Source organism: Dolichospermum sp. FACHB-1250 (assembly GCF_014696335.1).
GTDB classification, from domain to species: Bacteria; Cyanobacteriota; Cyanobacteriia; order Cyanobacteriales; family Nostocaceae; genus Dolichospermum; species Dolichospermum planctonicum.
Window position 1 is genome coordinate 15,536 of the sequence record NZ_JACJPZ010000043.1, and the last position, 26,351, is coordinate 41,886.

General features: G+C 37.1%; 18 protein-coding genes and 1 tRNA gene. 10 read left to right on the plus strand and 9 right to left on the minus strand.

Features of this window, described 5'->3' with window-relative positions; translation table 11 throughout:
* Window positions 1-20 precede the first annotated feature (20 nt).
* Both queG and H6F39_RS15175 read left to right on the plus strand, forming a co-directional pair.
* Window positions 21-995 (plus strand): tRNA epoxyqueuosine(34) reductase QueG, encoded by a 975-nt coding sequence (gene queG, locus H6F39_RS15170; protein ID WP_190396955.1) that lies wholly within the window; start codon window positions 21-23, stop codon window positions 993-995.
* Window positions 970-1,617: an HAD-IA family hydrolase gene (locus H6F39_RS15175; protein ID WP_190372544.1), complete on the plus strand. Its 648-nt coding sequence runs from the start codon at window positions 970-972 to the stop codon at window positions 1,615-1,617. The genes queG and H6F39_RS15175 overlap by 26 nt, the downstream gene beginning before the upstream one ends.
* Window positions 1,618-1,715: 98 nt before the next feature.
* On the opposite strand, the gene recA is transcribed toward H6F39_RS15175, so the two are convergent.
* Window positions 1,716-2,789, minus strand: coding sequence for a recombinase RecA (recA, locus tag H6F39_RS15180; protein ID WP_028090272.1), 1,074 nt, complete (start codon window positions 2,787-2,789; stop codon window positions 1,716-1,718).
* Window positions 2,790-3,035: 246 nt separating this feature from the next.
* On the opposite strand from recA, the gene H6F39_RS15185 reads away from it, so the two are divergent.
* The 5 genes from H6F39_RS15185 (at window position 3,036) to H6F39_RS15205 (ending at window position 9,799) form a co-directional block, all read left to right on the plus strand.
* Window positions 3,036-3,401, plus strand: a complete 366-nt coding sequence (locus H6F39_RS15185; protein WP_137907824.1) for a DUF1818 family protein — start codon at window positions 3,036-3,038, stop codon at window positions 3,399-3,401.
* Window positions 3,402-3,525: 124 nt separating this feature from the next.
* Window positions 3,526-3,599 (plus strand) — tRNA-Pro (locus H6F39_RS15190).
* Between the two features lie 600 nt (window positions 3,600-4,199).
* A complete protein-coding gene (locus H6F39_RS15195) occupies window positions 4,200-4,697 on the plus strand; it encodes a chemotaxis protein CheW (protein ID WP_137907825.1) in 498 nt (165 codons plus the stop codon).
* A gap of 69 nt (window positions 4,698-4,766) precedes the next feature.
* Complete coding sequence (locus H6F39_RS15200) at window positions 4,767-6,803, plus strand: methyl-accepting chemotaxis protein (RefSeq protein ID WP_190396956.1); 2,037 nt, start codon at window positions 4,767-4,769, stop codon at window positions 6,801-6,803.
* Window positions 6,804-6,850: 47 nt separating this feature from the next.
* A complete protein-coding gene (locus H6F39_RS15205) occupies window positions 6,851-9,799 on the plus strand; it encodes a response regulator (RefSeq protein WP_190396957.1) in 2,949 nt (982 codons plus the stop codon).
* 316 nt (window positions 9,800-10,115) lie between these two features.
* On the opposite strand, the gene H6F39_RS15210 is transcribed toward H6F39_RS15205, so the two are convergent.
* The 4 genes from H6F39_RS15210 to H6F39_RS15225 form a co-directional block, all read right to left on the minus strand.
* On the minus strand, window positions 10,116-12,272 hold the full coding sequence (locus tag H6F39_RS15210) for a polyribonucleotide nucleotidyltransferase (protein WP_137907828.1): 2,157 nt from the start codon (window positions 12,270-12,272) through the stop codon (window positions 10,116-10,118).
* Between the two features lie 375 nt (window positions 12,273-12,647).
* Window positions 12,648-13,328, minus strand: coding sequence for a Uma2 family endonuclease (locus H6F39_RS15215; RefSeq protein ID WP_137907829.1), 681 nt, complete (start codon window positions 13,326-13,328; stop codon window positions 12,648-12,650).
* 729 nt (window positions 13,329-14,057) lie between these two features.
* Window positions 14,058-15,857, minus strand: a complete 1,800-nt coding sequence (locus tag H6F39_RS15220; RefSeq protein WP_190396958.1) for a serine/threonine-protein kinase — start codon at window positions 15,855-15,857, stop codon at window positions 14,058-14,060.
* 168 nt (window positions 15,858-16,025) lie between these two features.
* Entirely contained in the window at window positions 16,026-16,727 is a 702-nt protein-coding gene (locus tag H6F39_RS15225) for a Uma2 family endonuclease (RefSeq protein WP_190396959.1), read from the minus strand.
* A 383-nt stretch (window positions 16,728-17,110) separates the two neighbouring features.
* Here H6F39_RS15225 and H6F39_RS15230 point away from each other — a divergent pair, with 383 nt between their 5' ends.
* The 3 genes from H6F39_RS15230 (at window position 17,111) to H6F39_RS15240 (ending at window position 22,231) form a co-directional block, all read left to right on the plus strand.
* Entirely contained in the window at window positions 17,111-20,314 is a 3,204-nt protein-coding gene (locus H6F39_RS15230) for a DEAD/DEAH box helicase (RefSeq protein ID WP_137907832.1), read from the plus strand.
* A gap of 47 nt (window positions 20,315-20,361) precedes the next feature.
* A complete protein-coding gene (locus H6F39_RS15235) occupies window positions 20,362-21,324 on the plus strand; it encodes a DUF4351 domain-containing protein (protein WP_190372540.1) in 963 nt (320 codons plus the stop codon).
* A 73-nt stretch (window positions 21,325-21,397) separates the two neighbouring features.
* Window positions 21,398-22,231, plus strand: a complete 834-nt coding sequence (locus tag H6F39_RS15240) for an SWIM zinc finger family protein (protein ID WP_137907834.1) — start codon at window positions 21,398-21,400, stop codon at window positions 22,229-22,231.
* Between the two features lie 126 nt (window positions 22,232-22,357).
* On the opposite strand, the gene H6F39_RS15245 is transcribed toward H6F39_RS15240, so the two are convergent.
* From H6F39_RS15245 to H6F39_RS15260, 4 genes are all read right to left on the minus strand, one after another.
* A complete protein-coding gene (locus H6F39_RS15245; RefSeq protein WP_190396960.1) occupies window positions 22,358-22,975 on the minus strand; it encodes a Uma2 family endonuclease in 618 nt (205 codons plus the stop codon).
* A 136-nt stretch (window positions 22,976-23,111) separates the two neighbouring features.
* Window positions 23,112-24,098: a hypothetical protein gene (locus H6F39_RS15250; protein ID WP_190396961.1), complete on the minus strand. Its 987-nt coding sequence runs from the start codon at window positions 24,096-24,098 to the stop codon at window positions 23,112-23,114.
* Between the two features lie 182 nt (window positions 24,099-24,280).
* Window positions 24,281-25,663 carry a photosystem II reaction center protein CP43 gene (psbC, locus tag H6F39_RS15255; RefSeq protein ID WP_137907836.1) on the minus strand — a complete coding sequence of 461 codons (1,383 nt, stop codon included), beginning with the start codon at window positions 25,661-25,663 and terminating at the stop codon, window positions 24,281-24,283.
* Window positions 25,647-26,351 (minus strand): photosystem II D2 protein (photosystem q(a) protein) (locus H6F39_RS15260; RefSeq protein ID WP_190396962.1); only part of this gene is annotated, 705 nt, incomplete at its 5' end. The genes H6F39_RS15260 and psbC, both read right to left, overlap by 17 nt.

The window sequence follows — 26,351 nt, forward strand, 5'->3', positions numbered from 1 at the left end:
CTAAATTTCCCATAAGAAAAATGAATGAATGTACATCAATTAACAGCATAGTGGTGAAAGCAAAGGCCAAAGAGTTGGGATTTCATGAGGTGGGAATTGCTGCTGTGGCTGATTTAGAAGCGACAGAAATACAAAAATTGAGAGATTGGCTAAAAATGGGTTATCACGCTGATATGGAATGGATGAAAAATCCCCGGCGTGAGAATATTAGTTTAGTTATGCCGGAAGTGAAATCGCTTGTATCTGTAGCATTGAATTACTATACTCCCCAGGCACGTCCCCAGGGGGATGAATATGGGAAAATTTCTCGCTATGGCTGGGGTCGGGATTATCATAGAGTCATGCACAAAAAGCTGAAGGAATTGGCTAGTTGGCTAGAATCTCTGGGTACGGATATAAAAGCGCGTTATTATGCAGATACAGGACCAATCCAAGATAAACTTTGGGCTGAAAAAGCTGGGATTGGTTGGATTGCTAAAAATGGTAATGTTATTACCAGGAAATATGGTTCTTGGGTGTTTTTAGGAGAAGTATTAACTAATCTAGAGTTAGAAAAAGATCAACCGAGTACGCAACATTGCGGGACTTGTACTCGTTGTTTACAAGCTTGTCCCACAGGTGCAATTACTGAACCCTTTGTGATAGACGCTAATCGCTGCATTGCCTATCACACCATAGAGAATCGGGATCAAGAGCTACCAGCAGACATTAAACCTCATTTACAAGGATGGGTAGCAGGTTGCGATATTTGTCAAGATGTTTGTCCTTGGAATCAACGGTTTGCTCAAGTGACTGATGTAACTGATTTTCATCCTTATCCTCAAAATTTGCACCCCAAGCTGGTAGAATTGGCACAAATATCAGATGAGGAGTGGGATAAAAGATTCACAGCATCAGCCTTGCGGCGCATTAAACCAGAAATGCTACGACGTAATGCTCGCGCTAATCTTGACGTATCCAAGCATAATAATGACCCAGAAAGTAATAATTTTTGATTTTGATGGGACGATTGCTGATACAGTAGATGCTCTTGTAACTATTGCCAATCGTTTAGCCGGGGAATTTGGATATATTCCGATCAATTCCCAAGAATTAGCACTACTCAGAAACTTACCAGCCAGAGAGATTATCAAATATTCCGGTGTTTCACTATTCAAAATCCCTTTTCTTGTCAAAAAAGTAAAAGGAGAATTAAAGCATAAAATCCACGAATTGCAACTTATTAATGGAATTAAAGCCGCATTAGTAGAACTTCATGAGCAAGGTTATCACTTGGGAATTATTACTTCTAACTCTCAAGACAATGTGCATGAATTTCTCAAGTGTCATAAGTTGGATCACTTGTTTGATTTTATTTATTCAGGAGTAACTATTTTTGGCAAAACCACAATTATTAATAATGTCTTGCGTCAAAAACAGTTTAAACCAGAGTCAGTGATTTATGTAGGAGATGAAACTAGAGATGTGGAATCTGCTAAGAAGGCGAATATCAAGGTAATTGCGGTCAGTTGGGGGTTTAATTCTTCTGAAGCACTAGGTAAACAAAACCCAGATTTTTTAATTCATCATCCTAGTGAATTAGTGAGTGTGATTAAAAATTGGGCTTTGATAAAGTAAAGAATTTTTTTGACGTAGAGGCGCTACAGACGCGCATAACAAGAGTTTGAGAAGATTTTTACTTTAGAGATGTTAGTAGTAACATCTCTATTTTTTGTCTATTCTTCTAAGTCAATTTCTTCTTCCTCTTCAATGTCATGGGGTTGGGTGACAGAATTAGCAGAAACTACTGCACCTTTATCTAGTTTTTCCAGAACTTGTTCTTTAACTTTGGCTACAAAGTCTGGTTTTTCTTCTAAGTATTTAATGGCGTTATCTCTACCTTGGGAAATGTTTTCACCATTGTAGCTATACCAAGCACCTTTACGCAAAAGAACTCCAGTTTCTTCGGCTATATCTACTAAACAACCCAGGGTAGAAATCCCTTTACCAAAGATAATATCAAATTCGGCAATTCTGAAAGGTGGTGCAACTTTATTTTTAGCTACTTTCACTTTCACGCGGTTGCCAAATTCATCCGTACCTTTTTTTAAGGTTTGAATTCTGCGAATATCCAAGCGTACAGAAGCGTAAAATTTCAGCGCATTACCACCCGTTGTGGTTTCTGGACTACCATAGGTGACACCGATTTTTTGCCGCAACTGGTTAATGAAAATAACTGTGCATCCAGATTTACCAATATTACCTGTTATCTTACGTAAGGCTTGGCTCATTAAGCGAGCTTGTAAACCCACGTGAATATCACCCATATCCCCTTCAATTTCAGCGCGGGGGACTAGGGCAGCTACGGAGTCAATAATGACAATATCAACAGCGGCAGAACGCACAAGTTGATCAACTATTTCTAATGCTGATTCGCCGGTGTCTGGTTGGGAAACAAGCAAGTTTTCAATATCTACACCCAATGCGGCTGCGTAAGTTGGATCTAGGGCGTGTTCAGCGTCTACAAATGCCGCAATACCCCCATTTCTCTGGACTTCTGCCAAAGCATGGAGAGCAACGGTAGTTTTACCAGAACTTTCTGGTCCGTAAATCTCAATTATCCGTCCTTTGGGTAAACCTCCTCCCAAGGCTAAATCTAGGGTAAGCGCACCGGTAGATATTGTTTCTACCTTCATGCGGGTAGCATCACCCAGGCGCATGATTGCTCCTTTACCGAAGCTACGCTCAATTTGTCCAAGTACGATATTTAACGCTTTTTGCTTGCCAGAAGTCTCGGTATTAGCTGCCATTCTTGCCTCTAAAGTATAGGATTTTTCAAAATTGCTGGGACGGGAGTTTTAATAGAACGAATATACTATCTTAACCGCAAAGTGTGCGAATAGGAACGTCGATTAAATAGTTTGGCCAAGATTCTAACGCGATCGCTACAAAATTATAGCATTTTGGATTTGAGATTTGAGATTTGGGTTAATTAACAGATTGCAACAGACTGATCAACAATAGTAGTAGTTTCAAAATATGTAGTTTATGTAGTTATGGAACGAGTTATCAAAAGTGGTACGGGTTGGCGCTTAGGTTGGAACCCAGATGCACTACAATTCAAAGGATTAGTTGGTACAGAAGATTGGGCGATTGAATTAACAGAAGCGGAATTAAATGAATTTTGTCGCCTTTTGCATCAGCTTGCAGATACTATGAAGCATCTAGCTATAGAATTAATGGAGGAAGAAAAAATTGCCTGTGAGGCGGAAAGTGATTTATTATGGATGGAGGTGGAAGGTTATCCCCAGTCCTACAATCTCCGCTTTATCCTGAATACAGGACGGGGTACAGAGGGTAAATGGGAAGCTGCTGCCGTGTCTGGTTTGTTGCAAGCAATAGGAATGCTAAAAGTTTTTTGAAAAACCCCTTGCCATTTTCCTTAACCTTATGATAGACTCGTTAGAGTGACTTAATTAGTTTTTAGACTCTCAAATTTGGTATAATCCCCACTCCAAAAGTCTAAAAATTTTAGGTTTATAGTTACGGGGCGTAGCGCAGCTTGGTAGCGCGCCACTTTGGGGTAGTGGAGGTCGTGGGTTCGAATCCCGCCGCTCCGATTTATGGAATTGGTAATCACACAGTTATTATATTTTTTGATGCTAATTTTTCTGGCAATTTTTGGCAGGAATAGTGGTAAAATAATTCACTGAGTTTTCTGTCAGATTTACAGCAGCTATCAGCAGTTAGCGGTCAGCAATCAAACCATGTAGCTGCAAGGCTTTGTGATTCAAACTTCTGCCTCATTCACTTGCAATATACTGTATTTCAAATTTATTTCAAATTAAAGCAGGCAAGATTCTCACCCCACAAGAGTTTGCTCAAATATCCATCAGCAGATCACAAGTGTTTGAGTCTACAATCTGGGTAATTTAAAATTCAAGTGTATTTAGAAGATGTTTTAAAAGTATTGGGCGAATCTATAAGGCTTTGCCACGACAAGAGCGAAGGCTAGTACACAAACTAAATCTACCTGTATGGAATAATTAAAAATCAGTATCTTTAACCTGCGTAGAAGCGGTTTCTAATTGCTAAAAATTGTATTAATTTCTACTTGAGAAACATCCTTTTAGACGTGATTTGAAAAAATATTGATTTTGCAACTTGGAATTATCTTATAAAACCAAAATAAATTAATTTTAATAATCCTCGCTCCAGCCATGAAAAAATTGCAACTTGATTTTAACCATCAAGCCATATATAACAGTAGTGAAAATGGCTATCTTAAATTTCAACTCAATCAACAAACGGGCGCTATTTTATCCATTGCTCATACCCAAGAGGCAATTATTGTACCCATGACATCGGTGACAGCTATTCCCAATATGCCTGCTTGTATATTAGGATTGATGAATTGGCGCAGTCATATAATTTGGGTAGTTGATTTACCGAAAATGTTTAATTTAGAATACCTTGATCATCAGTTACATCAATATAATATCATTGTTATTCAAATAGAATCAATGATTCTAGGTTTAGTTGTCCAAGAAATTCAAGGAACAACTAAGTTTATTGCTGATGATATTCGTTCTCCTGTGGGACAAGTAGCATCTAGTTTAGTACCTTATTTATGTGGTTGTGTAGTGGAACAAGAAGAAATATTATTAGTATTGGATGCTGTACATATTTTAGAGTCGGCTATTCTCTGTGTTGACTAAAATTAATGCTTAATGCCTAGAAAATCGGGTTTAAATGTTTTTGTTTTATGGATTTAGTGTGAGGATAGTATGTTGAAGAAAAATGAAATCAGAAAAAGCGGTGATTCTCAAAATAAAGCACCTTTAATTTCTCCAGCCAAAGTTATTGATAGTCAGGGAGAAAATTCTAGTTACGCGCCGAATTTGGATCATGGATTGAAATTGAAATATTTACGCGAATTTAAATTGAGTATAAAAGCCATCATTTTATCTTTAGTTATTGGGACTTTACCGATATTGGGAATTGGGGCGATAGCTTATATTTTTGGTAGCAAGTTGATTACTAAACAAATTATTATATCCCAAGAAACTAAGGCAATGAGCTTAAGTGATGAGGTTAATAGTTTTATGGGAAAACGCTATGAAGATATTCAGGGATTGTCTAATATAAAATTATTAAGTGATTCTAGTAACGCAAAAACAGAAAAATCTAGCAAAAAAGACAAAATTGATATCAGCATAATTAATATAAAAACACAAGAAGCCTTAGATAGCTTGAGAAAAACTGGTAAGGTTTATGATAGCGTGGCTGTATTTGATCTCAATGGAAAAGTGATTATGAAATCAGGAGGAGAATCTCTAAGTCCAGAAAAAAAACTGATCTATTTCCAAGAGGTAATTAAACAAGATACCCCTATTATTAGTCAACCAGAAATAGTTAAAAATATAGGCGCGGTGATTTATGTAGCTGCACCAATTAAAGATAGAGTCAAGGGTAATACTATTGGTATAGTCAGAACCCGTACACCTTTAAAATTTTTAGAAAAATTAGTCAAAAGTCATACAGATGATAGTGATAGCCAGGAATATTATTTTTTAGATGAAAAAGGGAGAATTTTGATAGGAACTAATCAAAATTTATTTGGTGAAGATACTCAGGATATTTATCCTAGTTTAGCTAAGGTTTTAGGTGCTAAAGATATTCAGACATTTACAGAAGTTTCCCAAAATCAGCAAAATCAGCAACTAATTACTTATGTACCATTGAGAAAATTATCAGATTCACCAGATATCAACTGGTGGTTAATTGTTGCTAAAGATACAGCGATCGCCTTTAAGCCACAAAAGGAATTTTTACTATTAATTGCTATTACAACCTCGGCAGTTGGGTTAATGATGACATTATTTGTAGGTTGGTTAGTCCGGGAGAATATAGAGATAAAAAAGTTAAAAGCAAATAGTAGATTAAACAATGATCAAGACACTGGAGAACGGCAGGATTTGCCAAATAATCTTCAGCATATTGTGAACCAAATTCAACAAGCTGTTGATGAAATAAATGTATTTCTTCAAAAATTAACCACAGAAGCAGTTATAGAATCTGAACAAAATAACCGTAGCTTAGAAACAATTGATAATATGACTATTGCTATTCAATCTATAGCTAATATAGCACAGCAAGCTGTCACAATTATTAACAATGCTAACTATGCAGCTACGGAAACTGGAGCAGCAATGGATTTAACATTGCAAAACATTTTTTTAGTCCAAGAAACAGTTTCGGAAATAGTTAAAAAAGTAAAACGCTTAGGAGAATCTTCTCAACAGATTTCTCGTGTAGTTTCTGTAATTAATCAAATTGCTATGCAAACTAATTTATTAGCAATTAATGCCGGAATTGAAGCGGCAAGAGCCGGGGAAGAGGGTCAAGGTTTCGCTGTAGTAGCGGAGGAAGTAGGAGAATTAGCCGCTAGAATTGCAACTGCAACCCAAGAAACTGAGGAAATAATTGCTAAAATTCAACGAGAAACTGGTGAAATAATACAAGGGATGACAACAGGAACTAATCAAGTGGTTGAAAGTAGCCATATTCTCAAAAATGCCAAGGAAAGCTTACAGCAAATTGTTAATGTATCAGGGCAAATAGATACCTTAGTGCAGTCAATTTTAAGTGCTACTACATCTCAAATACAAACATCAGAAATTGTTATTCAAACTGTTAAGGATATTACCAATATATCAACATTTAACCGTGATAATTACCGCCAAATTTCTCAATCTTTGCAAAAAGCAGTAGATATTTCTCAGCAGTTAAAAGAGACTGTTGAGACTTTTAAAGCTAATTGATATCCTGATTTTGAAATTAATAACTAATGACTAAGGAATAATAACTAATGACCAAAGATAAAGAATTGGAAATCCAGATGCAATTTTTGGAAGAAGCAACTGATTATCTCAACATTTTAGAAGGGATATTGTTGGGAATTGACAGCAGCAACCGCATGGAATTAGAAAAAATTAATGCTGCAATGCGAGCCGCTCATTCTATTAAAGGTGGGGCGGCCATGATGGGATTTAGTGTATTAAGTGATTTAGCTCACCGTCTAGAAGATGCTTTTAAAGTTTTAAAGACTGAGAAAAATTCTCTAGAACTCGATACCAATTTACAAAGTTTATTGCTATCTGGTGTTGATTGGTTACGACGCATTGTTGAATTACTTTCAAAGGGTAACAATTTAGATCATAGTCGGTTAAGAGAATCTTGTTACCCAATTTTTGATCAACTCTATGAGCGTTTAGGTGAGCCGTCTCCAGAGAATATTACAACATTACTATCATCAGAACTATCATCAGAAGATAATCAACTTATCCCTTTGTTGTTTGAAACTGAAGTTGAAGAATATTTAAAAATTCTAGAATCTCGATTAAAAAATAGTCATAAACCAGGATTAAGATCCGAATTACTAATCATGGCCACTGAGTTAGGTGGCTTAGGAGAAATGCTCCAGTTAAAAGCATTTACCCAACTATGTGAATCAGTGATTAATTACTTAGAAACCTATCCTCATCGCTGTGTAGAAATTGCTAATTTAGCTTTAGAATCATGGAGAAAGTCTCAAGCTTTAGTATTAAGTAATCAAGGGAATAATTTACCAATAAAAATTGACTTTTGTGAGTTTATTACTGATAATGTTGATAGTCATAAAGACCTATCATCAAATCCCCAAGATAATTTAGTAAATCAATCAAAAACTGTTAGTTATGATTGGCAATTATTAGCAGATATAGAACTACCTCCAGAAATTAACGCCGTCGAATTTGCTGATTTTGATAGGGTTTTGGATTCAAAAAATCCGCTCTTAGATATAGATTATAAATCTAATGAACAGCGCAAAGGAGATATTAATTTACCTCATAAAGAACGTGAAAATCATGAAAATACCGTGAGAATTTCAGGGAAACACTTAGAAAAAATTCATGATTTATTTGGAGAAATTATTATTCAAAAAAATGGGTTGAATGTGCAAATGGAAAGATTACGTAAATTGGTTCGTAGTCTAAATCAGCGAGTGCAAATTCTTGATCAAGAAAATCAAGAACTGCGGACGGCTTATGGAAAAATTATGACTCATAATCATCTGATAAATCATCATAATCAAGAAGCAGAAAACCACTTTTTAGAACAAGATTACTATCAGAAATTAGATGTCTTATCTCAGGATGTCATGGAAACTATTGTGCAAGTTGCAGAAGTTACAAGTGATATTCAATTAAGTGTTGATGATACAGACCAAATAGCGAGAAAACTGAATAAAACTTCTAAACAATTGCAAAGACAATTAACCCAGATGAGAATGCGTCCTTTCTCAGATTTAGTCGAGCGTTTTCCTAGAGCCATTAGAGATTTGAATGTGGAGTATGGAAAAAATGTGCAGTTAAGAATTGAAGGTGGTAATACTTTAATTGAAAGGAGCATTTTGGAAGCATTAAATGAGCCTTTAATGCACTTATTACGCAATGCTTTTGATCACGGAATCGAAGATCCTGTTACCCGTAAAATTCAAGGAAAACCTGAACAAGGGTTGATTGAAATAAAGGCATTTTACCATAGTAATCGGACGATGATTACTATCCGTGATGATGGTCAAGGTATTTCTTTAGACAAAATTCGTCACCGCGCTTTAAAAATGGGTTTAGATGATTCTTTATTAGCGAGTGCGAGTAATGAGGAACTACTATCATTGATTTTTGAACCAGGGTTTAGTACCTCAGAACAGGTAACAGCTTTATCTGGTCGGGGGGTGGGAATGGATGTAGTGCGTAATAACCTCAAATTAGCGCGAGGAGATGTAAACGTTGATACTCAAAAAGGATTGGGGACGACAGTTACTTTATCAGTACCATTTACCTTATCAGTAGCGCGAATCTTATTAGTAGAGAGCGATGGACTACTCTTAGCATTTTATACAGATGTCATAGAGGAAATTTTCTTACTAGAAAATCAGCCAATCTTTCTCCAGGATGGTAAAGAATTGATTAAATGGCAAGATACGCAATTACCATTACTGCGTTTAAATAGTTACTTTGAGTTTAATTGCCCCCGCTCCAATAATCTAGAATTAGAAACTCCGCCCATAATTAATGCTATAAGTGTATTAATAGTCAAACATGACAATCAACAGATTGCAGTGCAGGTAGAACGCTGCTGGGGTGAACAGGAAGTAGCTATTCGTCAAGTAGAAGGTAATATTCCTCTACCGAGCGGTTTTAATAACTGTACAATTCTGGGTGATGGTCGGGTAGTTCCCCTAGTTAATACTAATGATTTAGTGTTATGGATTACTAATTGTGAACTTCCCCATCTGAGTCGTAAGTTACCGACAACAAGATTACAAACTGCTTTCTTAAAACCCTCAAAAGTAGCAATTTCAACTAAACCCCCTCGTCAAAAAGGGAAAATTTTGATTGTGGATGACTCCATTAATGTGCGTCGGTACTTAGCCCTAACCCTAGAGAAAGGTGGGTATCAAGTAGAACAAGCAAAAGATGGTCAAGATGGCTTAGAAAAGCTAGAAAATGGGTTACAAGTCCAAGGGGTAATTTGCGACATTGAAATGCCCAGGATGGATGGTTATAGCTTTTTAGAGCGAATTAATGCTAATAGAGACTTGAGAGATATTCCTGTAATTATGCTGACATCTCGCAGTAGTAATAAACACCGTCAATTAGCGATGAAATTAGGGGCAAAAGCTTATTTTTCCAAGCCTTATAATGAGCAAGAATTATTACAGACATTAGCGGAGATAATTTTCCAGATAGCAGAAACAAAGTCATCAAATTAGTTCAAAAATCAAAAATCAGAATTATAAACCAATAAAATTTAGTTGAGCATTTTTTCTTCCCTCTGTGTCCTCTGTGCCTCTGTGGTTAGATAAAAAAGAGCTTTAGAGTATTAGAAATGATAAGCTGTACTGCATTTAATTTGTATAATTATAGCGGGCAGGAAGCCCGCACCACAAGATTTAGCCATATTAGGATTGTACAATCTAGCCGCGTAACAGCTTAAAAAAACACGACAGCGATGCCTACTAGCAAGGCATCGCGGATTTTAGATTTGTGATTCATCCGTAATCTAAAATCTAAAATCCAACAGAGGATTTAATGGTTTACCGCTGCTGCTTCTCGTGCTGCTGCTGCTTGATCTGGGTGAATACCCAAGCGTGTGAGGTTAATTCGACCTTTATTGTCAATTTCTCGCACTTTGACAATCACCTCATCACCAACAGCGACTTCATCTTCAACTTTACCAACGCGGTAGTCAGCAAGTTGAGAAATGTGAATCATGCCTTCTTTTCCGGGCAAAAATTCTACAAAAGCACCAATAGGTATAATCCGGGTCACACGACCGATATAAACATCACCTTCATGGAGTTTACGAGTCATGCCTTGAACAATGTTCCGCGCTTTCTTAGCCCTATTTTCATCAACTGCGGAAATAGTGACAGTACCATCATCTTGGATGTCAATTTTTGCACCAGTTTCTTCAGTGATGCCCTTAATGGTTTTACCACCAGGTCCAATGACTAGACCAATCATGTCAGGATCGATCTTAATTGTCAACAGGCGGGGGGCATAGGGTGAAGTTTCTTCTCTGGGGGTGTCAATAGTCTGGAGCATTTTTTCCAGAATGTGCAACCGCGCTGGTTTGGCTTGGTGGACAGCGTCGGCGATGACTTCTAAAGACAACCCGGATATTTTCATATCCATTTGCAAAGCGGTAATCCCAGTATCAGTACCGGCAACTTTGAAGTCCATATCACCTAAAAAGTCTTCAATGCCCTGAATATCGGTAAGGATTCGCACTTCGTCTCCTTCCTTGATCAAGCCCATGGCCGCACCGCTGACGGGTTTAGTAATTGGTACACCAGCATCCATCAAGGATAAACTAGAACCGCAAACTGAACCCATGGAAGTAGAACCGTTGGAAGAAAGCACCTCGGAAACTACGCGAATTACGTAGGGAAATTTATCTTTAGGTGGCAATACAGGCAACAATGCTCTTTCCGCTAATGCACCATGTCCGATTTCTCTTCTACCGGGGGCGCGTAAGGGTTTGGTTTCGCCGACGGAGAAGGGTGGGAAGTTATAGTGATGCAGATAACGTTTAGCTTGGTCTAGTTGCAAGTCATCGTTAAGATTTTGAGCGTCTCCAGGAGTACCAAGGGTACACATTGATAATACCTGAGTCAGTCCCCGGTTAAATAAACCACTACCATGTACCCGTTTGGGTATTATACCAACTCGACAAGATATGGGACGGACTTCATCAAGTTTACGCCCATCAACGCGCACATTATCTTCGATAATTTGACGGCGCATGAAGTATTTGGTAATGCTTTTAAAGGTATTACCAAGGGCGTTGGAGTCTGCTGTTGCGGCGATGCGAATGGGGTCTTCTTCTGATAAAGCTTTGATTTCATCAGATATACTATCCTTAACTGCATCTAAGGCAATATCACGATCAGTTTTAGTTAACTCAAATTGCGCTAATATTTTCTTAATCTCTTGATTAGCGCGATCGCGGATATAATTTTCTAAGGTCTGATCTGGTTCGGGTGGTGCTTCTTGCACAAGTTTTAAACCTAATTCATCCAGGAAATCTAATTGGGCTTGAATTAAATCCCGTACAGCTTCATAGCCAAAATCAATCGCTTCAATAATATCTCGCTCTGGCAATTGATTTGCACCGGCTTCCACCATGATCACCCCATCTGGTGAACCAGCCACGACTAAATCCAAATCTCCCGCTTCAATTTCTGCGTAGGTTGGGTTAATAATAAAATCATCACCCACTAAACCTACTCGCACAGCGGCCATTGGTCCATTAAATGGAATTTGGGCAATGAGGGTAGCAATTGAAGCACCTGTCACTGCTAACACATCGGGAGGGACTTGTTCATCCATGGACATAGTTAAGGCCACAACTTGCAAATCATCCCGTAACCAGGAAGGGAATAAGGGACGCAGCGGGCGGTCAATCAGACGACTGGTAAGAATTGCCTTTTCCGGTGGACGACCTTCCCGGCGCATAATTCCTCCGGGGATTCTTCCCGCCGCATACAGTCTTTCTTCATAATCTACCGTCAGTGGCAAAAAATCAACACCTTCCCTGGCTGCTGACCTTGTGGCTGTCACTAAAACAGTTGTATCCCCTGATTGTATCAAAACCGACCCACCTGCTTGGGGGGCTAGTAGGCCAACCGTCAGTCGAATATCCCGTCCATCAAAGGATATTGACTTTTCAAATTCTGCCATTCAGTTTTTTTTCCTTCTCTTACGCGTTTCTCACTCTGTGGCAATCCTAACATTTATGCAGTCTAGACGGCTTGTGTCATGAACAAACATAAAACAAAATTTCCTAAGTTAGCTGTACAGTGGGCTTTATATCTGGGTTTGTCATCTAAGTTATCTTTTTCAGAAGGATTTTATTATAGTTCATCAATCAATTAAGATGTAATTAACTGTATGGTAATTCCCAAAAAAGGAATGGTAAACCCAAGCTATATTACCAATTGAGTTATTTTTATGGTAGGGGTAAATAAATTATTCTATCTTGATATTCATTGTCTTCTGAAGCCAAAGCAACTAATATTAGTTCTTCTACATTTTCACCAATACTTAAATACAGGATTAAATGGTATCAGGATCTATATTTAATTCCCGCAATTTTGCTGCTAAACGTTCTGATTTTCTCGCTTCTTTTTCTGCGGTTTCTTCAGGTGTGGGAACTAGCTCTCCTGTTGGTGTAAAATATCGTAATAGTCCTTGATCAATTCCTAAATATAAACCTAGCTGACGACTCCACAAATGTCCTTGCTGATTTTCTTCTAGAGGTTGATATTCTCCGTCTACTAAATGAAAACCTGCAAATTCTAGTGTATAAGGGTCGAACCAAAAATAATCAGGTGTGCGGAAAGTATTTTGATAAAGTTCTTTTTTGTATTCTCTATCTGTATTTGCTGTAGTTGGTGAGAGAATTTCTAAAATGAAATTAGGATATTTACCATCTTCTTCCCAAACAACCCAACTTTTCCGGGTTTTGCGTTCTGTTCCCAAGACCACAAAGAAATCAGGACCTCGAAAATATTCAGATTTTTTCTGATTAGGACTATAATAAATGGTGAGATTTCCCGCAGCATAGAAATCATTTCTATCCTTCCACAACCATTCTAGACATTTGAAAAGTAGAATTATTTGTCTTAGATGTAGTTCTGTTTCCACGGTCGGTTCATCACTATATAAATCACTTGGGGGAAATATTACATCTTGGGAGATGTTTTCTTTGCATTCTAATTCTTGAGTAATCATCATGATATGATACCAAGTAGTTATTTGTTGATTATAGCATTACCTAGGTTGGGTTGAGAAAACCCAACATTATATTATTCTTTTGTTGGGTTGCGCTGTCGCTTAACCCAACCTACATGACTGGTTGGATAATAATTTGATATTTCTCATGCAAGGGAATGTATATTTTTAGCAAGGTTAATCATGGTTGTAATTTTAATTAGCATCTAATTCAATGTTAATTTAATTTGGTTATGTTTGTCAATATATTTTGTCTGCATCAGGATGTCCAGGATTAAAGCATTTACAGGATTTTTGTTTAGATTTGGATTTTGATGAGTTGAATAATTAAATATTTTTGTCTGAATCAGGATGTCCAGGATTAAAGGATTTACAGGATTTTTGTATGGATTTGGATTTTGATGAGTTGAATAATTAAATAATTGTGTGTTTCTCAAAGATAGTTCATTCAGAAAACAATTGAATTCCATATATCCTGGGATACGCCACGCTATCAGGCTTTGTTATCATCATTGACAGAATTGGTAGATTAATAGAATTTGGTGATCATTAAAAATATTTAATCCCTTCATCCTGTAAATCCTTAAATCCTGGATATCCTGATTCAGACAATAAATATTAATCCCTTCATCCTGTAAATCCTTAAATCCTGGATATCCTGATTCAGACATCTTCATTATATCTTTTGTTGGGTTGCGCTGTCGCTTAACCCAACCTACATGACTGACATTTTCACGGCTTAATTAAAGATTTCTCAGACTGACGATATTTAGCAATTAATTTACGTCTTTTTAGGGGTGGATAAAGCAGCATGACCGATAATGGTAATCCGGTTCCTGTTAGTGCAAGTAAGATGTAAGGATTAAGAAATCCAAATATAGAAATTATTCCATAAATTATTCCGAAACTACTTCCTAGTCCTGCTGAGAGTAAAGACAGAATCTTATTATGCCAGTTCTCATCATGCAAATTTCTATAAGTCAACCATAAAGCCAAAATCATAAATACAATCCAAATTACAATTCCTATTCCAATCTCACTGCTAATCTTACTATCAGCATTGTATGACCCCAAAACCCCCCCACCGAGAATCCCAACAACAGCCCCAATCCCAGTCATAATCCTCGTTATGCTATCAGTAAGATCATATCTATCAAATACCATAGCTGGAATAAAGCCAATCATGAGCCCAATGAACATCCCACCAAAAGCACAAATCACTGACCCTATAACTGACCTTATAACTACCGAAATGACTACCCCAATTACCCCCGATAAACCAGCGACAGCTATAAACCAAGCCATAGATAGGGACAAAACAGTACAAATTAGTAACACGCCAGCAAGCCAAGCATAAGGTACTTCTCGCTTCTCAATTGGTAAAGCCGCCGTTTGTACCTTCACCGTTAAAGTATGACTGGCTGGATAAGCATTACTATGAAGAATTAATTGACGTTTATACTGCTTATCTGCCATTAATTTACTCGTATCTACCTGAACCTGAAAACGAATATGATTGCTGCTAAACTGAGCAGGTTTAACCGAAATCCAAGCATGATGATCTGGTGTATGGGGAGGGTCTTGAGGATGGGGTGCAACTTCCCATTTACCTTCTAATAAGGTATCTGGTATGGGATTTTCAATAGTAATATCCCTTCTTAATTTTTCCCCCAGCCTATTGGCTTTAAACTCCAAAACTGTTTCACTAAAATCAACCCCTGGTACACGAATAACATCAAGGGGTTTGAGTGATTCTAAAGCTGCTTCTGCATTAGTAAATCGGTCTTTTTGTTTCGGTTGTACCATTTTTTCTAACCAACCGATAAACCGCAAACTCAACCGGGGTAAAAGATGACGGAAATTAATGACATAAGGATCATCTGCATCTTGTAATTCATCTATTTTTGTGGACTTAATTCCTGTCAATAAACAGATTAAAGTTACACCCAAAGCATACAAATCTGTAGCATTTGTCGGTTTAAACATTTGCTCTGGCGGAATAAAACCAGGAGTTCCTTTAAATACACTACTTCCAGCTACATCATGACTACCAATACGAGCAAAACCAAAGTCAATTAAATAGACATTGATTTGTTCATCTACTAAAATGTTTTCTGGTTTAATATCTCGATGAATTACCGACGGTATCCGATTTTGTAAATATACCAGAATTTCTAATATCTTAACTGCAATTTGTTTAATTTCTGCTGGTGAAAAGCTGCGAGGTTCTGCTAAAGTAGAACCATGAATATACTCTTGAATTAAACAAAAACCATCGGAGGTTTCAAAGGAATGCAAGTAACTGGGAATACCAGGATGATTTAATCCTTTAAGTACCTGTATTTCTCGTGCGTGGGCTTCTGAACCGGACCAACTTGCACCCGCTTGAGCAAAACAAAACTGTTTGATTACTTCTGGTTGCTTTGTGTTAAGATTTGTTGCTAACCAAGTAATTCTACCACCTTCGCGGTTGCGTCCTAATTCTCTAATAACATCATAGCCTTGTGCTTGAAAATCTGGGTAGATGCTCATACTTCTCAGAGGTAACAAGTATAGTCGTACATTTCAATTTTACCATAATCTGCATGAGTTTTGTCTGTGTGCAAAATGTACCGCGATTTAGAATCGCCTGAGTTAGTATGAATTTAGACTTTTAAAACAACCTCTGAAGTTAAGCAACAGAGTAACCCAGCAACGGGATTAAATTGTATCCGGATCTATATTTAATTCCCGCAATTTTGCTGCTAAACGTTCTGATTTTCTCGCTTCTTTTTCTGCTCTTTTAGTTTCCTGTTCTGCGGTTTCTTCAGGTGTAGGAACTAGCTCTCCTGTTGGTGTAAAATACCGTAATAGTCCTTGATCAATTCCTAAATATAAACCTAGCTGACGACTCCACAAATGTCCTTGCTGATTTTCTTCCAAAGGTTGATATTCTCCGTCTACTAAATGAAAACCTGCAAATTCTAGTGTATAAGGGTCGAACCAAAAATAATCCGGTGTGCGGAAAGTATTTTGATAAAGTTCTTTTTTGTATTCTCTATCTGTATTTGCTGTAGTTGGTGAGAGAATTTCTAAAATGAAATTAGGATATTTACCATCTTCTTCCCAAACCACCCAACTTTTCCGGGTTTTGCGTTCTGTTCCCAAGACCACAAAGAAATCAGGACCTCGGAAATATTCAGATTTTTTCTGATTAGGACTATAGTAAATGGTGATATTTCCCGCAGCATAGAAATCATTTCTATCTTTCCATAACCATTCTAGACATTTGAAAAGTAGAATTATTTGTCTTAGATGTAGTTCTGTTTCCACGGTCGGTTCATCACTATATAAATCACTTGGGGGAAATATTACATCTTGGGAGATGTTTTCTTTGCATTCTAATTCTTGAGTAATCATCATGATATGATACCAAGTAGTTATTTGTTGATTATAGCATTGAATGTATTAATCCTGAAAATCCTTTAATTCTCAGTAGTTGTTAAAAACTTGGGCGACTAGAAGTCGCGCCTACACAGTCAAAACCCATCTGCATGGGTTTAAAAATATTAATTTTTCTGTTAGTCCACCTGGGTGGACTTTGTTTGTGTAGTAGCGATTTATAATCGCCGACAAGTTTTATCTCTTAACTCAAAATGCGAGATAATAGAGATAAGCTGAAAAACCTTTAAGTTGCATAATTCGGGCGGGCAGGATGCCCACCCCACAAAAGTTTTACTTGTAGGCAATATGCAAGTTAAATGTTCAACAGCTTAAGAATTAAAAAATAATTAGTATATTCAAACATGGCAATTTTACACGGAACTTGGGTAATAAATCATCAAAATAGCTATTTCTTTATTTGGGGGGAAATTTGGCGTTCTTCACAGGTGCATACTGAAGTATCTGCTGAAATTTATTTACACCCATTGGCTATGACATCAGGGGAATTAAATGAATGGTTAGAAACATCTAATTTGTCAATTGCTAATTTAATTCAGCCAAATACTACTAATAAACAAAGAATTAAAGGTCAACCAACAACAGAAATCAAATTACCTATTCACTCACAAATAATTTCTTTACCAACTGATTTTGTAGAGAGTAATAAATCTGAATTAACAACAATTTCTCCAGTTTATTCTGTCGGTGTTGATATAAACTACTCATCTTCACAATATTTACATCCTTGGAAAATTGAGGGTTTTTGTCTTACTCCAGCATTAGCAATTCAATTTCTTAGCTCTTTACCTCTGAGTCCAAATGACAGTAAAGCAGCTTTATTAGGAGCAGATATTCATTTCTGGGTACATATTTTTAGATGGCATTTAGATTTGATTTCTCGGTGTAAATTTCTGCCAAATATTGAGAAAAAAGATAGCAATTTAGTTGCCAAATGGCAGGTACTTTTAGATAGTGCGATAGATGTCACTAGATTAGAAAAATTTGCCTCAAAAATACCTTTAGCTTGTCGAACCTATCAACAAAATATCGAAAATCTCGCAATTGATTTACCATTATTACCTGAAGAATTAATATTATCATTCCTCAATCACATTACAGATCATCAATTGCGGTTAATGGTTGGTTCTCAATCTCCCCTTGAACCGAGAATCATGATGTCTTTACCTACCGTATTACAGCAATGGTTAAAAGGATTAATTCATGAAAATAATAACGAAAATAATACAATTAATGGGGCAGGAGGAGAACGTTTAAAAACTACTTTAAAAGCCTGGACTTTACCCTTACAATATCAACTTACAGGGAAAGCATTATTTAGAACTTGTTTCCAATTAATTCCTCCAGAAAATCAAGAACCAAATTGGACTTTAAAGTATTTTCTGCAAGCAGTAGATAACCCGGAATTTTTAATAGAAGCAGCGATAATTTGGCAGCAACCTGTAGATAAATTAGTTTATCAACATCGGACAATTGAACAACCTCAAGAAACCTTTTTACGAGGTTTGGGTTTGGCTTCTCGATTGTATCCTATAATTACTTCAAGTTTAGAAACTGCATCTCCCGAATTTTGCCACCTGACTCCTACAGAAGCTTATGAATTTATCAAAGCTATAATTTGGAGATTTGAAGATAGCGGTTTAGGAGTAATTTTACCTCCTAGTTTAGCAAATCGGGAAGGGTGGGCAAACCGTTTAGGGTTAAAAATTAGTGCCGAAAGTCCTCAACAAAAATCAGGACGTTTAGGTTTACAAAGTTTATTAAACTTTCAATGGCAATTAGCAATTGGTGGACAAACAATTTCTAAAATTGAGTTTGATAAATTGGTAAAATTAAATAGTCCTTTAGTAGAAATTAATGGTGAATGGGTAGAATTACGTCCCCAAGATATCAAAACCGCCCAAAACTTTTTTAGTTCCCGTAAGGAACAAATGTCTCTTTGTCTAGAAGATGCTTTACGTATTAGTAAAGGAGATACTCAAGTTATTGAAAAATTACCTGTTGTTAGTTTTGAAGCTACGGGTGCGTTAGAGGAATTAATTGGGGCATTAACTAATAATCAAGAAATTCAAACTTTACCAACTCCTGGCAATTTTACCGGACAATTAAGACCTTATCAAGAACGTGGTGTAGCTTGGTTAGCGTTTTTAGAAAGATGGGGTTTGGGCGCTTGTTTAGCGGACGATATGGGATTAGGTAAAACCATTCAATTCATCGCTTTTATACTTCATCTCAAAGAAGAAAATGTTTTAGAAAAACCAACTTTATTAGTTTGTCCTACTTCAGTTATGGGCAATTGGCAAAAGGAAGTAAGTAAATTTGCTCCGACTCTCAAGGTTTTAGAATATCATGGTGATAAACGTCCTAAAGGTAAAGCATTTACGGAAACTGTTAATAAACATGATTTAGTTATTACTAGCTATGCACTCATTCACCGCGATATTAAACTTTTAAAAACCGTTGAATGGCAAATAATTGTTTTAGACGAAGCCCAAAATATAAAAAATTCAGAATCTAAACAATCCCAAGCAGTTCGACAGTTAGAAACTACATTTCGTATTGCTTTAACCGGAACACCTGTAGAAAATAGATTACAAGAATTATGGTCTATTTTAGATTTCCTGAATCCCGGTTATTTAGGTAATAAACAATTTTTTCAAAGACGGTTTGCTATGCCTATTGAAAAGTATGGTGATACTGCTTCTTTAAATCAATTACGTTCTTTAGTGCAACCTTTTATTTTACGAAGATTAAAAACTGATAAAGATATTATTCAAGACCTGCCAGAAAAGCAAGAAATGACTGTTTTTTGTGGTTTAACTTCTGAACAGGCTACAATATATCAACAATTAGTAGATCAATCTTTAGTAGAGATTGAATCTGCGGAAGGTTTACAACGTCGGGGTATGATTTTAGGATTATTAGTGAAGTTAAAACAAATCTGTAATCATCCTGCCCAATATTTAAAATTAGCAACTTTAGAAAAACATCATTCTGGTAAATTACAAAGATTAGAAGAAATGTTAGATGAGGTTGTGGCAGAAGGAGACCGGGCTTTAATTTTCACACAATTTGCTGAATGGGGTAAGTTATTAAAACCTTATTTAGAAAATAGATTAGGACGAGAAATATTCTTTTTATATGGTAGCACCAGTAAAAAACAAAGAGAGGAAATGATTGATAGATTTCAACATGACCCGCAAGGACCACCAATTATGATTTTATCATTAAAAGCTGGTGGTGTGGGTTTAAATTTAACTAGAGCAAATCATGTTTTTCACTTTGATAGATGGTGGAATCCCGCAGTGGAAAATCAAGCTACAGATAGAGTATTTAGAATTGGTCAAACTCGCAATGTTCAAGTCCATAAATTTGTTTGTACAGGAACTTTAGAAGAGAAAATTAATGATATGATTGAAAGTAAAAAGCAATTAGCAGAACAAGTTGTAGGTGCAGGAGAAGATTGGTTAACAGAAATGGATACTGATCAATTAAGAAATTTGTTAATATTAGATCGTCATGCAATCATTGAAGAAGATGAAGTTTAAAAAACCGTTGGTTCTTAAATCATGTAAATCCTAACTTAGATAAAAATATGAAAGAAAACATAGACCATGACCGCTTATTCAAAGAACTAATATCAACCTTTTTCATAGAATTTATAGAATTATTCTTTCCTCAAGTCCTTGAATATATAGACACGGAATCAATTATATTCTTGGACAAGGAAATATTTACTGATGTTACTGCAGGAGATAAATATGAAACCGACCTGATAGCCAAAGCTAAATTTTTAGGTCAACTTTCTTATTTTGTGATTCATATTGAGGCAGAATCAGGTGCAAGACCGAAATTTAATCAAAGAATGTTTCGTTATTTTGCCAGATTAGATGAAAAATTGGACTTACCAATATATCCGATAGTGATATTTTCCTACGACTCACCGAAAACCGTAGCTGTGAATAACTATCAAATCAACTTTCCTGATTTTGAGGTGCTAAAATTTAATTATCAGGTGGTGCAACTAAATCAACTCAACTGGAGAGACTTTTTAACCCGTCAAAATCCAGTTGCATCGGCTTTGATGTCGAAAATGAGCATAGCACCAGAAGATAGGCCAAAGGTCAAAGCAGAATGTTTAAGGTTATTAGTCACCTTAAAATTAAATCCAGCCAAAATGCAATTGATATCAGGTTTTATTGACACATATTTGAGATTGAATAAAATTGAAGAAGATAAATTTCAAATAGAAGTAGGTACATTAATAACAGAGGAAAAGGAGGAAGTTATGCAAATTGTTACCAGTTGGATGGAAGAAGGAATTGAAAAAGGAATTGAAAAGGGAATTGAAAAAGGAATTGAAAGGGGAATTGAAAGGGGAATTGAAAGGGAAAAAAATTTAATTATTCGTCAAATTAATAGGAAATTTGGACAGATTGATCTAGAATTAGAAACCAAAATTAGAAGTTTAAATATAGAAATTATTGAAGCTTTGGGAGAGGCAATATTTGATTTAGATGATGTAGAGGATTTGCGAAATTGGTTAGAGAATTGTTGATACATGAGTTTTCAATGATACTTTGAATAAATGGAGAAGGTCTATTGCTAACACCACAAAAAGATGAAAGATTATGAGTAACGAAACCTTACAAGCAAGTCGGGAATGGTGGTCACAAAGATGGTTAGATTTACTGGATTCTTACCGATTTAAAAAGCGCTTAGAACGGGCAAGAAATTATTCTCGAGGAGGAAATGTTCTGAGTATTAAATTTAAGGCTGGGAAGGTATTAGCTAGAGTGCAGGGTAGTGAAGTAGAACCTTATAAAGTGTCTTTATCTCTTGATGCTTTTAGTGATGAAGAATGGGGTTATATTGTGGAAACAATGTCCCAAAAAGCGATTTTTGCCGCTAAATTATTAGCAGGAGAAATGCCACAAAATATCGAGGAAGTTTTTATCAGTAACGGTTTATCATTATTTCCCTTTACTCTGACTGATGTTCACAGTAAATGTTCTTGTCCTGATAAAGCTGTTCCTTGTAAACATATCGGTGCGGTATATTATCAATTAGGCGATCGCTTTAGTGAAGATCCTTTTGTATTATTTCAACTACGTGGACGTACAAAAGAGCAAATTATCAGTGATTTACGTCAATTACGCAGCAGTAAAAATGTAGAAACAACTCAAGAAACATCGGAAATGCAACCAGAAGTTTCTGAACATCAATATCCCGTTAAAATAGATGATTTTTGGCGATATAATCAGCCGTTAGAATCATCTTTAGTGGTAATTTCACCTGCTGTGACTGAAACAGTATTAGATGTATTAGGAACAATTCCTTTAGCAAAAGATGAGGAAAATACAACTAATTTACCTGCGGGTGAATTAGTAATGAAATATTTACAAGCAGTGTATAAAGATGTAAGTCAAAAGGCATTTTTAGCAGCAATGAATGTAGGATCATAAGTTTTTATTCTTTCTTTCACTTTTTACTCCTTACCCATTCCCTCACTGCTTTTCTAATTGCTCGTCTACCAGCCCGATTTTGCTCAATCAATTTTGGTAAATCTCGAATTTTTAAACTAGGAAATACTAAACTTCTCTCAGATTCCAAATATTCACCAGATTGCAAAAGATACAGCAAGTAGCTTTGAGTGAGGTACACCTTGTGCGGGCAAGATGCCCGCACCACAAGAGTTTTATTATTAATATTTGTACTTCATAAGATCGGGAACTGCTGTAAATTGTCAATTCACCAGAATCATAACACCAAATCTCAGGAACTTCCAAACGAGCATAAATAGGAAACCGATTTAAAGACTTATTGCTAACATCAATTTCTAAAGCTAAATCCGGAGGTGGATCTTTTTGCAAATCTAAATCTAACCTACCCCTAACTAAGGGTTCATTTTGAAAATAAAAACAATTATCAGCTTCAATTCCTGCCATTTTGCGTTCTCGCTTCCAGGTTGTTGAACCTAAACTTTCATAGTTTAAATCCAACTTTTCAGCGATATCTTTAACTGCATCACTAATTACTTCTTTATATTGTTCATGTTCTGGTAAAGGTGTCATAATTTCTAAATTTCCATCATCATAAGCTACTCTAGCCGCCCGATTTTCTCCCAAATCTTGCAGCAGATTCTCAAACTGCTGCCAACTGATGTTATAAAGCATAACTCTATCAGCGCGATGTTTGGTTATTATCATTTGTATATCTCAGCATAAAATCCAAGTTAATTTAATTATAGCAAGTGACAATTCAGATTTTTTTAGGGTGTATCAAATCTGATAAGTCTGTAATAATAAACAGATTTTAAACAACTGACACACCCTAAATCTTTATCTAAAATTGATAAGAAACACCAAGAGAAAAAACAGGATAAATATTCAACCAATTAAGGTCATCCTGCACTTTTTTCCTTTCTGCTTCAATGTTATTATTAATTTCCTGTTGTAAATCGGGTGTTGCACCTGTACCAAATCCAGGTGTTATTTCTACTTTTGGAGATCCGGCAAACATTACACCCAAATTTGTGGAAAATCCCCAATGTTTACCAGGTTTCACGGCATTACCCCAACCAATACCAATATACGGTGCGACACTATTGCCAAAAGAAACCTTGGTTTTCACTGATGTAAGCACAGTTGTGGAGTCATAGTTTTGATCATTGATCTTAATTTCTCCACCATTGGGTTTCCCAGTTCCTTCTATATTATTGTCCTGAAATACCAAGCCTCCAGTCAAACGGAAACCACCATTTTTCCAAGGATGGTAGTCAGCGAGGGTGGATATATTTAACAGGTTGAGATCGGCTTTATAATCAACATCAGACAAGTTAATATCTCTACTTATACCTAAGCCATTAACCCCAACTTTAGCATTAATATTAGGTGTAATAGATTTGGTGACTGTTGCACCCACACCTAATGTACTAATTTCTGGTGTGATTGCCCAACCGCGAGTTTTTGCAGAAGTTTCACTCTTTTCCTCCGTAGGTTTAGGTTTAACTTCCTCTGGTTTTGTTACTGGTGTGGTGACAGGTTGATTAGTACAGCGGGAATTTAAAGGGTAATTTTTACAAAATACATCTAAATCCAGTGGTCTTCTGGCCAGTAAATCACCAGCACTGTAAGTGAAAGTTCCTGCTTGAGGAGGAGTCTCAGTTTTTTCAGGAGTAATTGATGTGGCAATAACCTCATTTGTGACTACTGGCTGGATGACTGATTCTGCAACAACTTCTTTAGCAATGACCATCTGATTGATTGATGTTCCCATGACTAAACCAACCGCGACTGTCAATACAGACGTACCGAATTTGAAACCGTTCATTATCTGATGTTTAGTAAAATTTATTTGTTACGTTACATATTATATCAAATGTTTAAAATACCAAAAAAAATATGAAAAAAATATAAAAAAAATATGAAAAAAATATAAAAAAAGCTCTTGCTGTGACACAAGAGCTATAAAAAGTATGATATTGTCAGTGATGAAATAGAGATGAAAACAACCTAGTCGAGGTCATTCATAAACATCACTGGTTCTGTTTCCCGGTTAATACCTTTCTCGAAACCACCAGAAGCAGCGCGGGCGCGGCCTGCGTGCCACAAGTGACCAACAAGGAAGAAGAATCCTAAAACGAAGTGTGAACAAGCTAACCAAGCGCGTGGAGACACATAGTTAAAGGAGTTAATTTCGGTAGCCACACCACCTACAGAGTTCAAAGAACCCAGTGGAGCGTGTGTCATGTATTCAGCAGCACGACGAGCTTGCCAAGGCTGAATGTCGTTCTTGATTTTTTCCAAGTCCAGACCGTTAGGACCACGGAGAGGCTCTAACCAAGGTCCTTTGAAATCCCAGAAACGCATGGTTTCACCACCGAAGATGATTTCTCCTGTAGGAGAGCGCATCAAGTATTTACCTAGACCGGTAGGACCTTGAGCAGAACCGACGTTAGCACCTAAGCGTTGGTCACGAATCAAGAAGGTTAAAGCTTGTGCTTGAGAAGCTTCAGGACCAGTAGGACCGAAGAATTCGCTAGGGTATGCAGTGTTGTTATACCAAACCATGACGGAAGCGATAAAGCCCATCATAGAAAGAGCGCCTAAGCTATAGGAAAGGTAAGCTTCACCAGACCAGATAAAAGCACGACGCGCCCAAGCAAAAGGCTTGGTGAAGATATGCCAAATACCACCGGAAATACAAATTAAAGCAATCCAGATGTGACCGCCAATAACATCTTCCATGTTATCAACGCTGATAATCCAGCCTTCGCCACCGAAGGGAGCTTTCAAAAGATAACCGAAGATAATAGCTGGGTTGAGTGTGGGGTTAGTAATCACACGCACATCACCACCACCTGGAGCCCAGGTATCATAAACTCCACCGAAGAACATAGCCTTCAGCACCAACAACAACGCACCACAGCCTAAGATAATCAGGTGGAAGCCGATGATGTTGGTCATCTTGTTCTTGTCTTTCCAGTCGTAACCAAAGAAAGAAGAATATTCTTCTAAGGTTTCAGGACCGCGAACGGCATGATAAATACCACCAAAACCTAAAACGGCCGAGGAAATAAGGTGAAGTACACCGGAGACGAAATAGGGGAAGGTGTCAATAACTTCACCACCCGCACCAACGCCCCAACCAAGTGTGGCGAGGTGAGGGAGAAGAATCAAGCCCTGTTCGTACATGGGCTTTTCGGGAACGAAGTGAGCAACTTCAAATAAGGTCATTGCTCCAGCCCAGAAGACAATCAAACCAGCATGGGCTACGTGAGCGCCAAGTAGTTTACCAGATAAGTTGATTAAACGGGCGTTACCAGACCACCAAGCGAAACCGCTGGATTCTTGGTCGCGTCCACCACTAATGACTCTATTAGAGAGCGTTACCACGTGGTAATACCTCCTCGGGGAATATAAATTGTTCGTGGGGTTGATCTTGAGGAGCCATCCAAGCGCGGATACCCTCATTCAGTAAAATGTTTTTGGTATAGAAAGTTTCAAACTCTGGGTCTTCTGCTGCCCGTAATTCTTGGGAAACGAAGTCATAAGCCCGCAAGTTTAATGCTAAACCCACAATACCAACTGCACTCATCCACAAGCCTGTAACTGGTACAAACAACATGAAGAAGTGTAACCAACGTTTGTTGGAGAAAGCAATCCCGAAAATCTGTGACCAGAAACGGTTTGCTGTCACCATGGAGTAGGTTTCTTCAGCTTGGGTAGGATTAAAGGCGCGGAAGGTGTTTGAGCCTTCACCGTCTTCAAATAGGGTGTTTTCTACTGTTGCACCATGAATGGCACAAAGTAAAGCTCCACCTAAGATACCTGCTACACCCATCATGTGGAAGGGGTTGAGGGTCCAGTTATGGAAACCTTGGAGAAATAGGAGGAAACGGAAGATTGCTGCTACTCCGAAGCTGGGGGCAAAGAACCAGCTAGATTGTCCTAAAGGATACATCAGGAAAACGCTGACGAATACGGCGATAGGGCCGGAGAAAGCTAGGGCGTTATAGGGACGAAGACCTACGAGACGGGCAATTTCAAATTGACGTAACATGAAGCCAATGAGAGCAAAAGC

Excerpts from the sequence above, each read along its gene's own strand:
- recA (WP_028090272.1), bottom strand. The coding sequence starts at position 2,789 with ATGGCAGCTAATACCGAGACTTCTGGCAAGCAAAAAGCGTTAAATATC.
- H6F39_RS15205 (WP_190396957.1), top strand. The coding sequence starts at position 6,851 with ATGACCAAAGATAAAGAATTGGAAATCCAGATGCAATTTTTGGAAGAA.
- H6F39_RS15230 (WP_137907832.1), top strand. The coding sequence starts at position 17,111 with ATGGCAATTTTACACGGAACTTGGGTAATAAATCATCAAAATAGCTAT.
- H6F39_RS15240 (WP_137907834.1), top strand. The coding sequence starts at position 21,398 with ATGAGTAACGAAACCTTACAAGCAAGTCGGGAATGGTGGTCACAAAGA.
- queG (WP_190396955.1), top strand. The coding sequence starts at position 21 with ATGAATGAATGTACATCAATTAACAGCATAGTGGTGAAAGCAAAGGCC.
- H6F39_RS15220 (WP_190396958.1), bottom strand. The coding sequence starts at position 15,857 with ATGAGCATCTACCCAGATTTTCAAGCACAAGGCTATGATGTTATTAGA.
- H6F39_RS15235 (WP_190372540.1), top strand. The coding sequence starts at position 20,362 with ATGAAAGAAAACATAGACCATGACCGCTTATTCAAAGAACTAATATCA.
- H6F39_RS15200 (WP_190396956.1), top strand. The coding sequence starts at position 4,767 with ATGTTGAAGAAAAATGAAATCAGAAAAAGCGGTGATTCTCAAAATAAA.
- H6F39_RS15195 (WP_137907825.1), top strand. The coding sequence starts at position 4,200 with ATGAAAAAATTGCAACTTGATTTTAACCATCAAGCCATATATAACAGT.
- H6F39_RS15215 (WP_137907829.1), bottom strand. The coding sequence starts at position 13,328 with ATGATGATTACTCAAGAATTAGAATGCAAAGAAAACATCTCCCAAGAT.
- H6F39_RS15185 (WP_137907824.1), top strand. The coding sequence starts at position 3,036 with ATGGAACGAGTTATCAAAAGTGGTACGGGTTGGCGCTTAGGTTGGAAC.
- H6F39_RS15210 (WP_137907828.1), bottom strand. The coding sequence starts at position 12,272 with ATGGCAGAATTTGAAAAGTCAATATCCTTTGATGGACGGGATATTCGA.
- H6F39_RS15250 (WP_190396961.1), bottom strand. The coding sequence starts at position 24,098 with ATGAACGGTTTCAAATTCGGTACGTCTGTATTGACAGTCGCGGTTGGT.
- H6F39_RS15225 (WP_190396959.1), bottom strand. The coding sequence starts at position 16,727 with ATGATGATTACTCAAGAATTAGAATGCAAAGAAAACATCTCCCAAGAT.
- H6F39_RS15175 (WP_190372544.1), top strand. The coding sequence starts at position 970 with ATGACCCAGAAAGTAATAATTTTTGATTTTGATGGGACGATTGCTGAT.
- H6F39_RS15245 (WP_190396960.1), bottom strand. The coding sequence starts at position 22,975 with ATGATAATAACCAAACATCGCGCTGATAGAGTTATGCTTTATAACATC.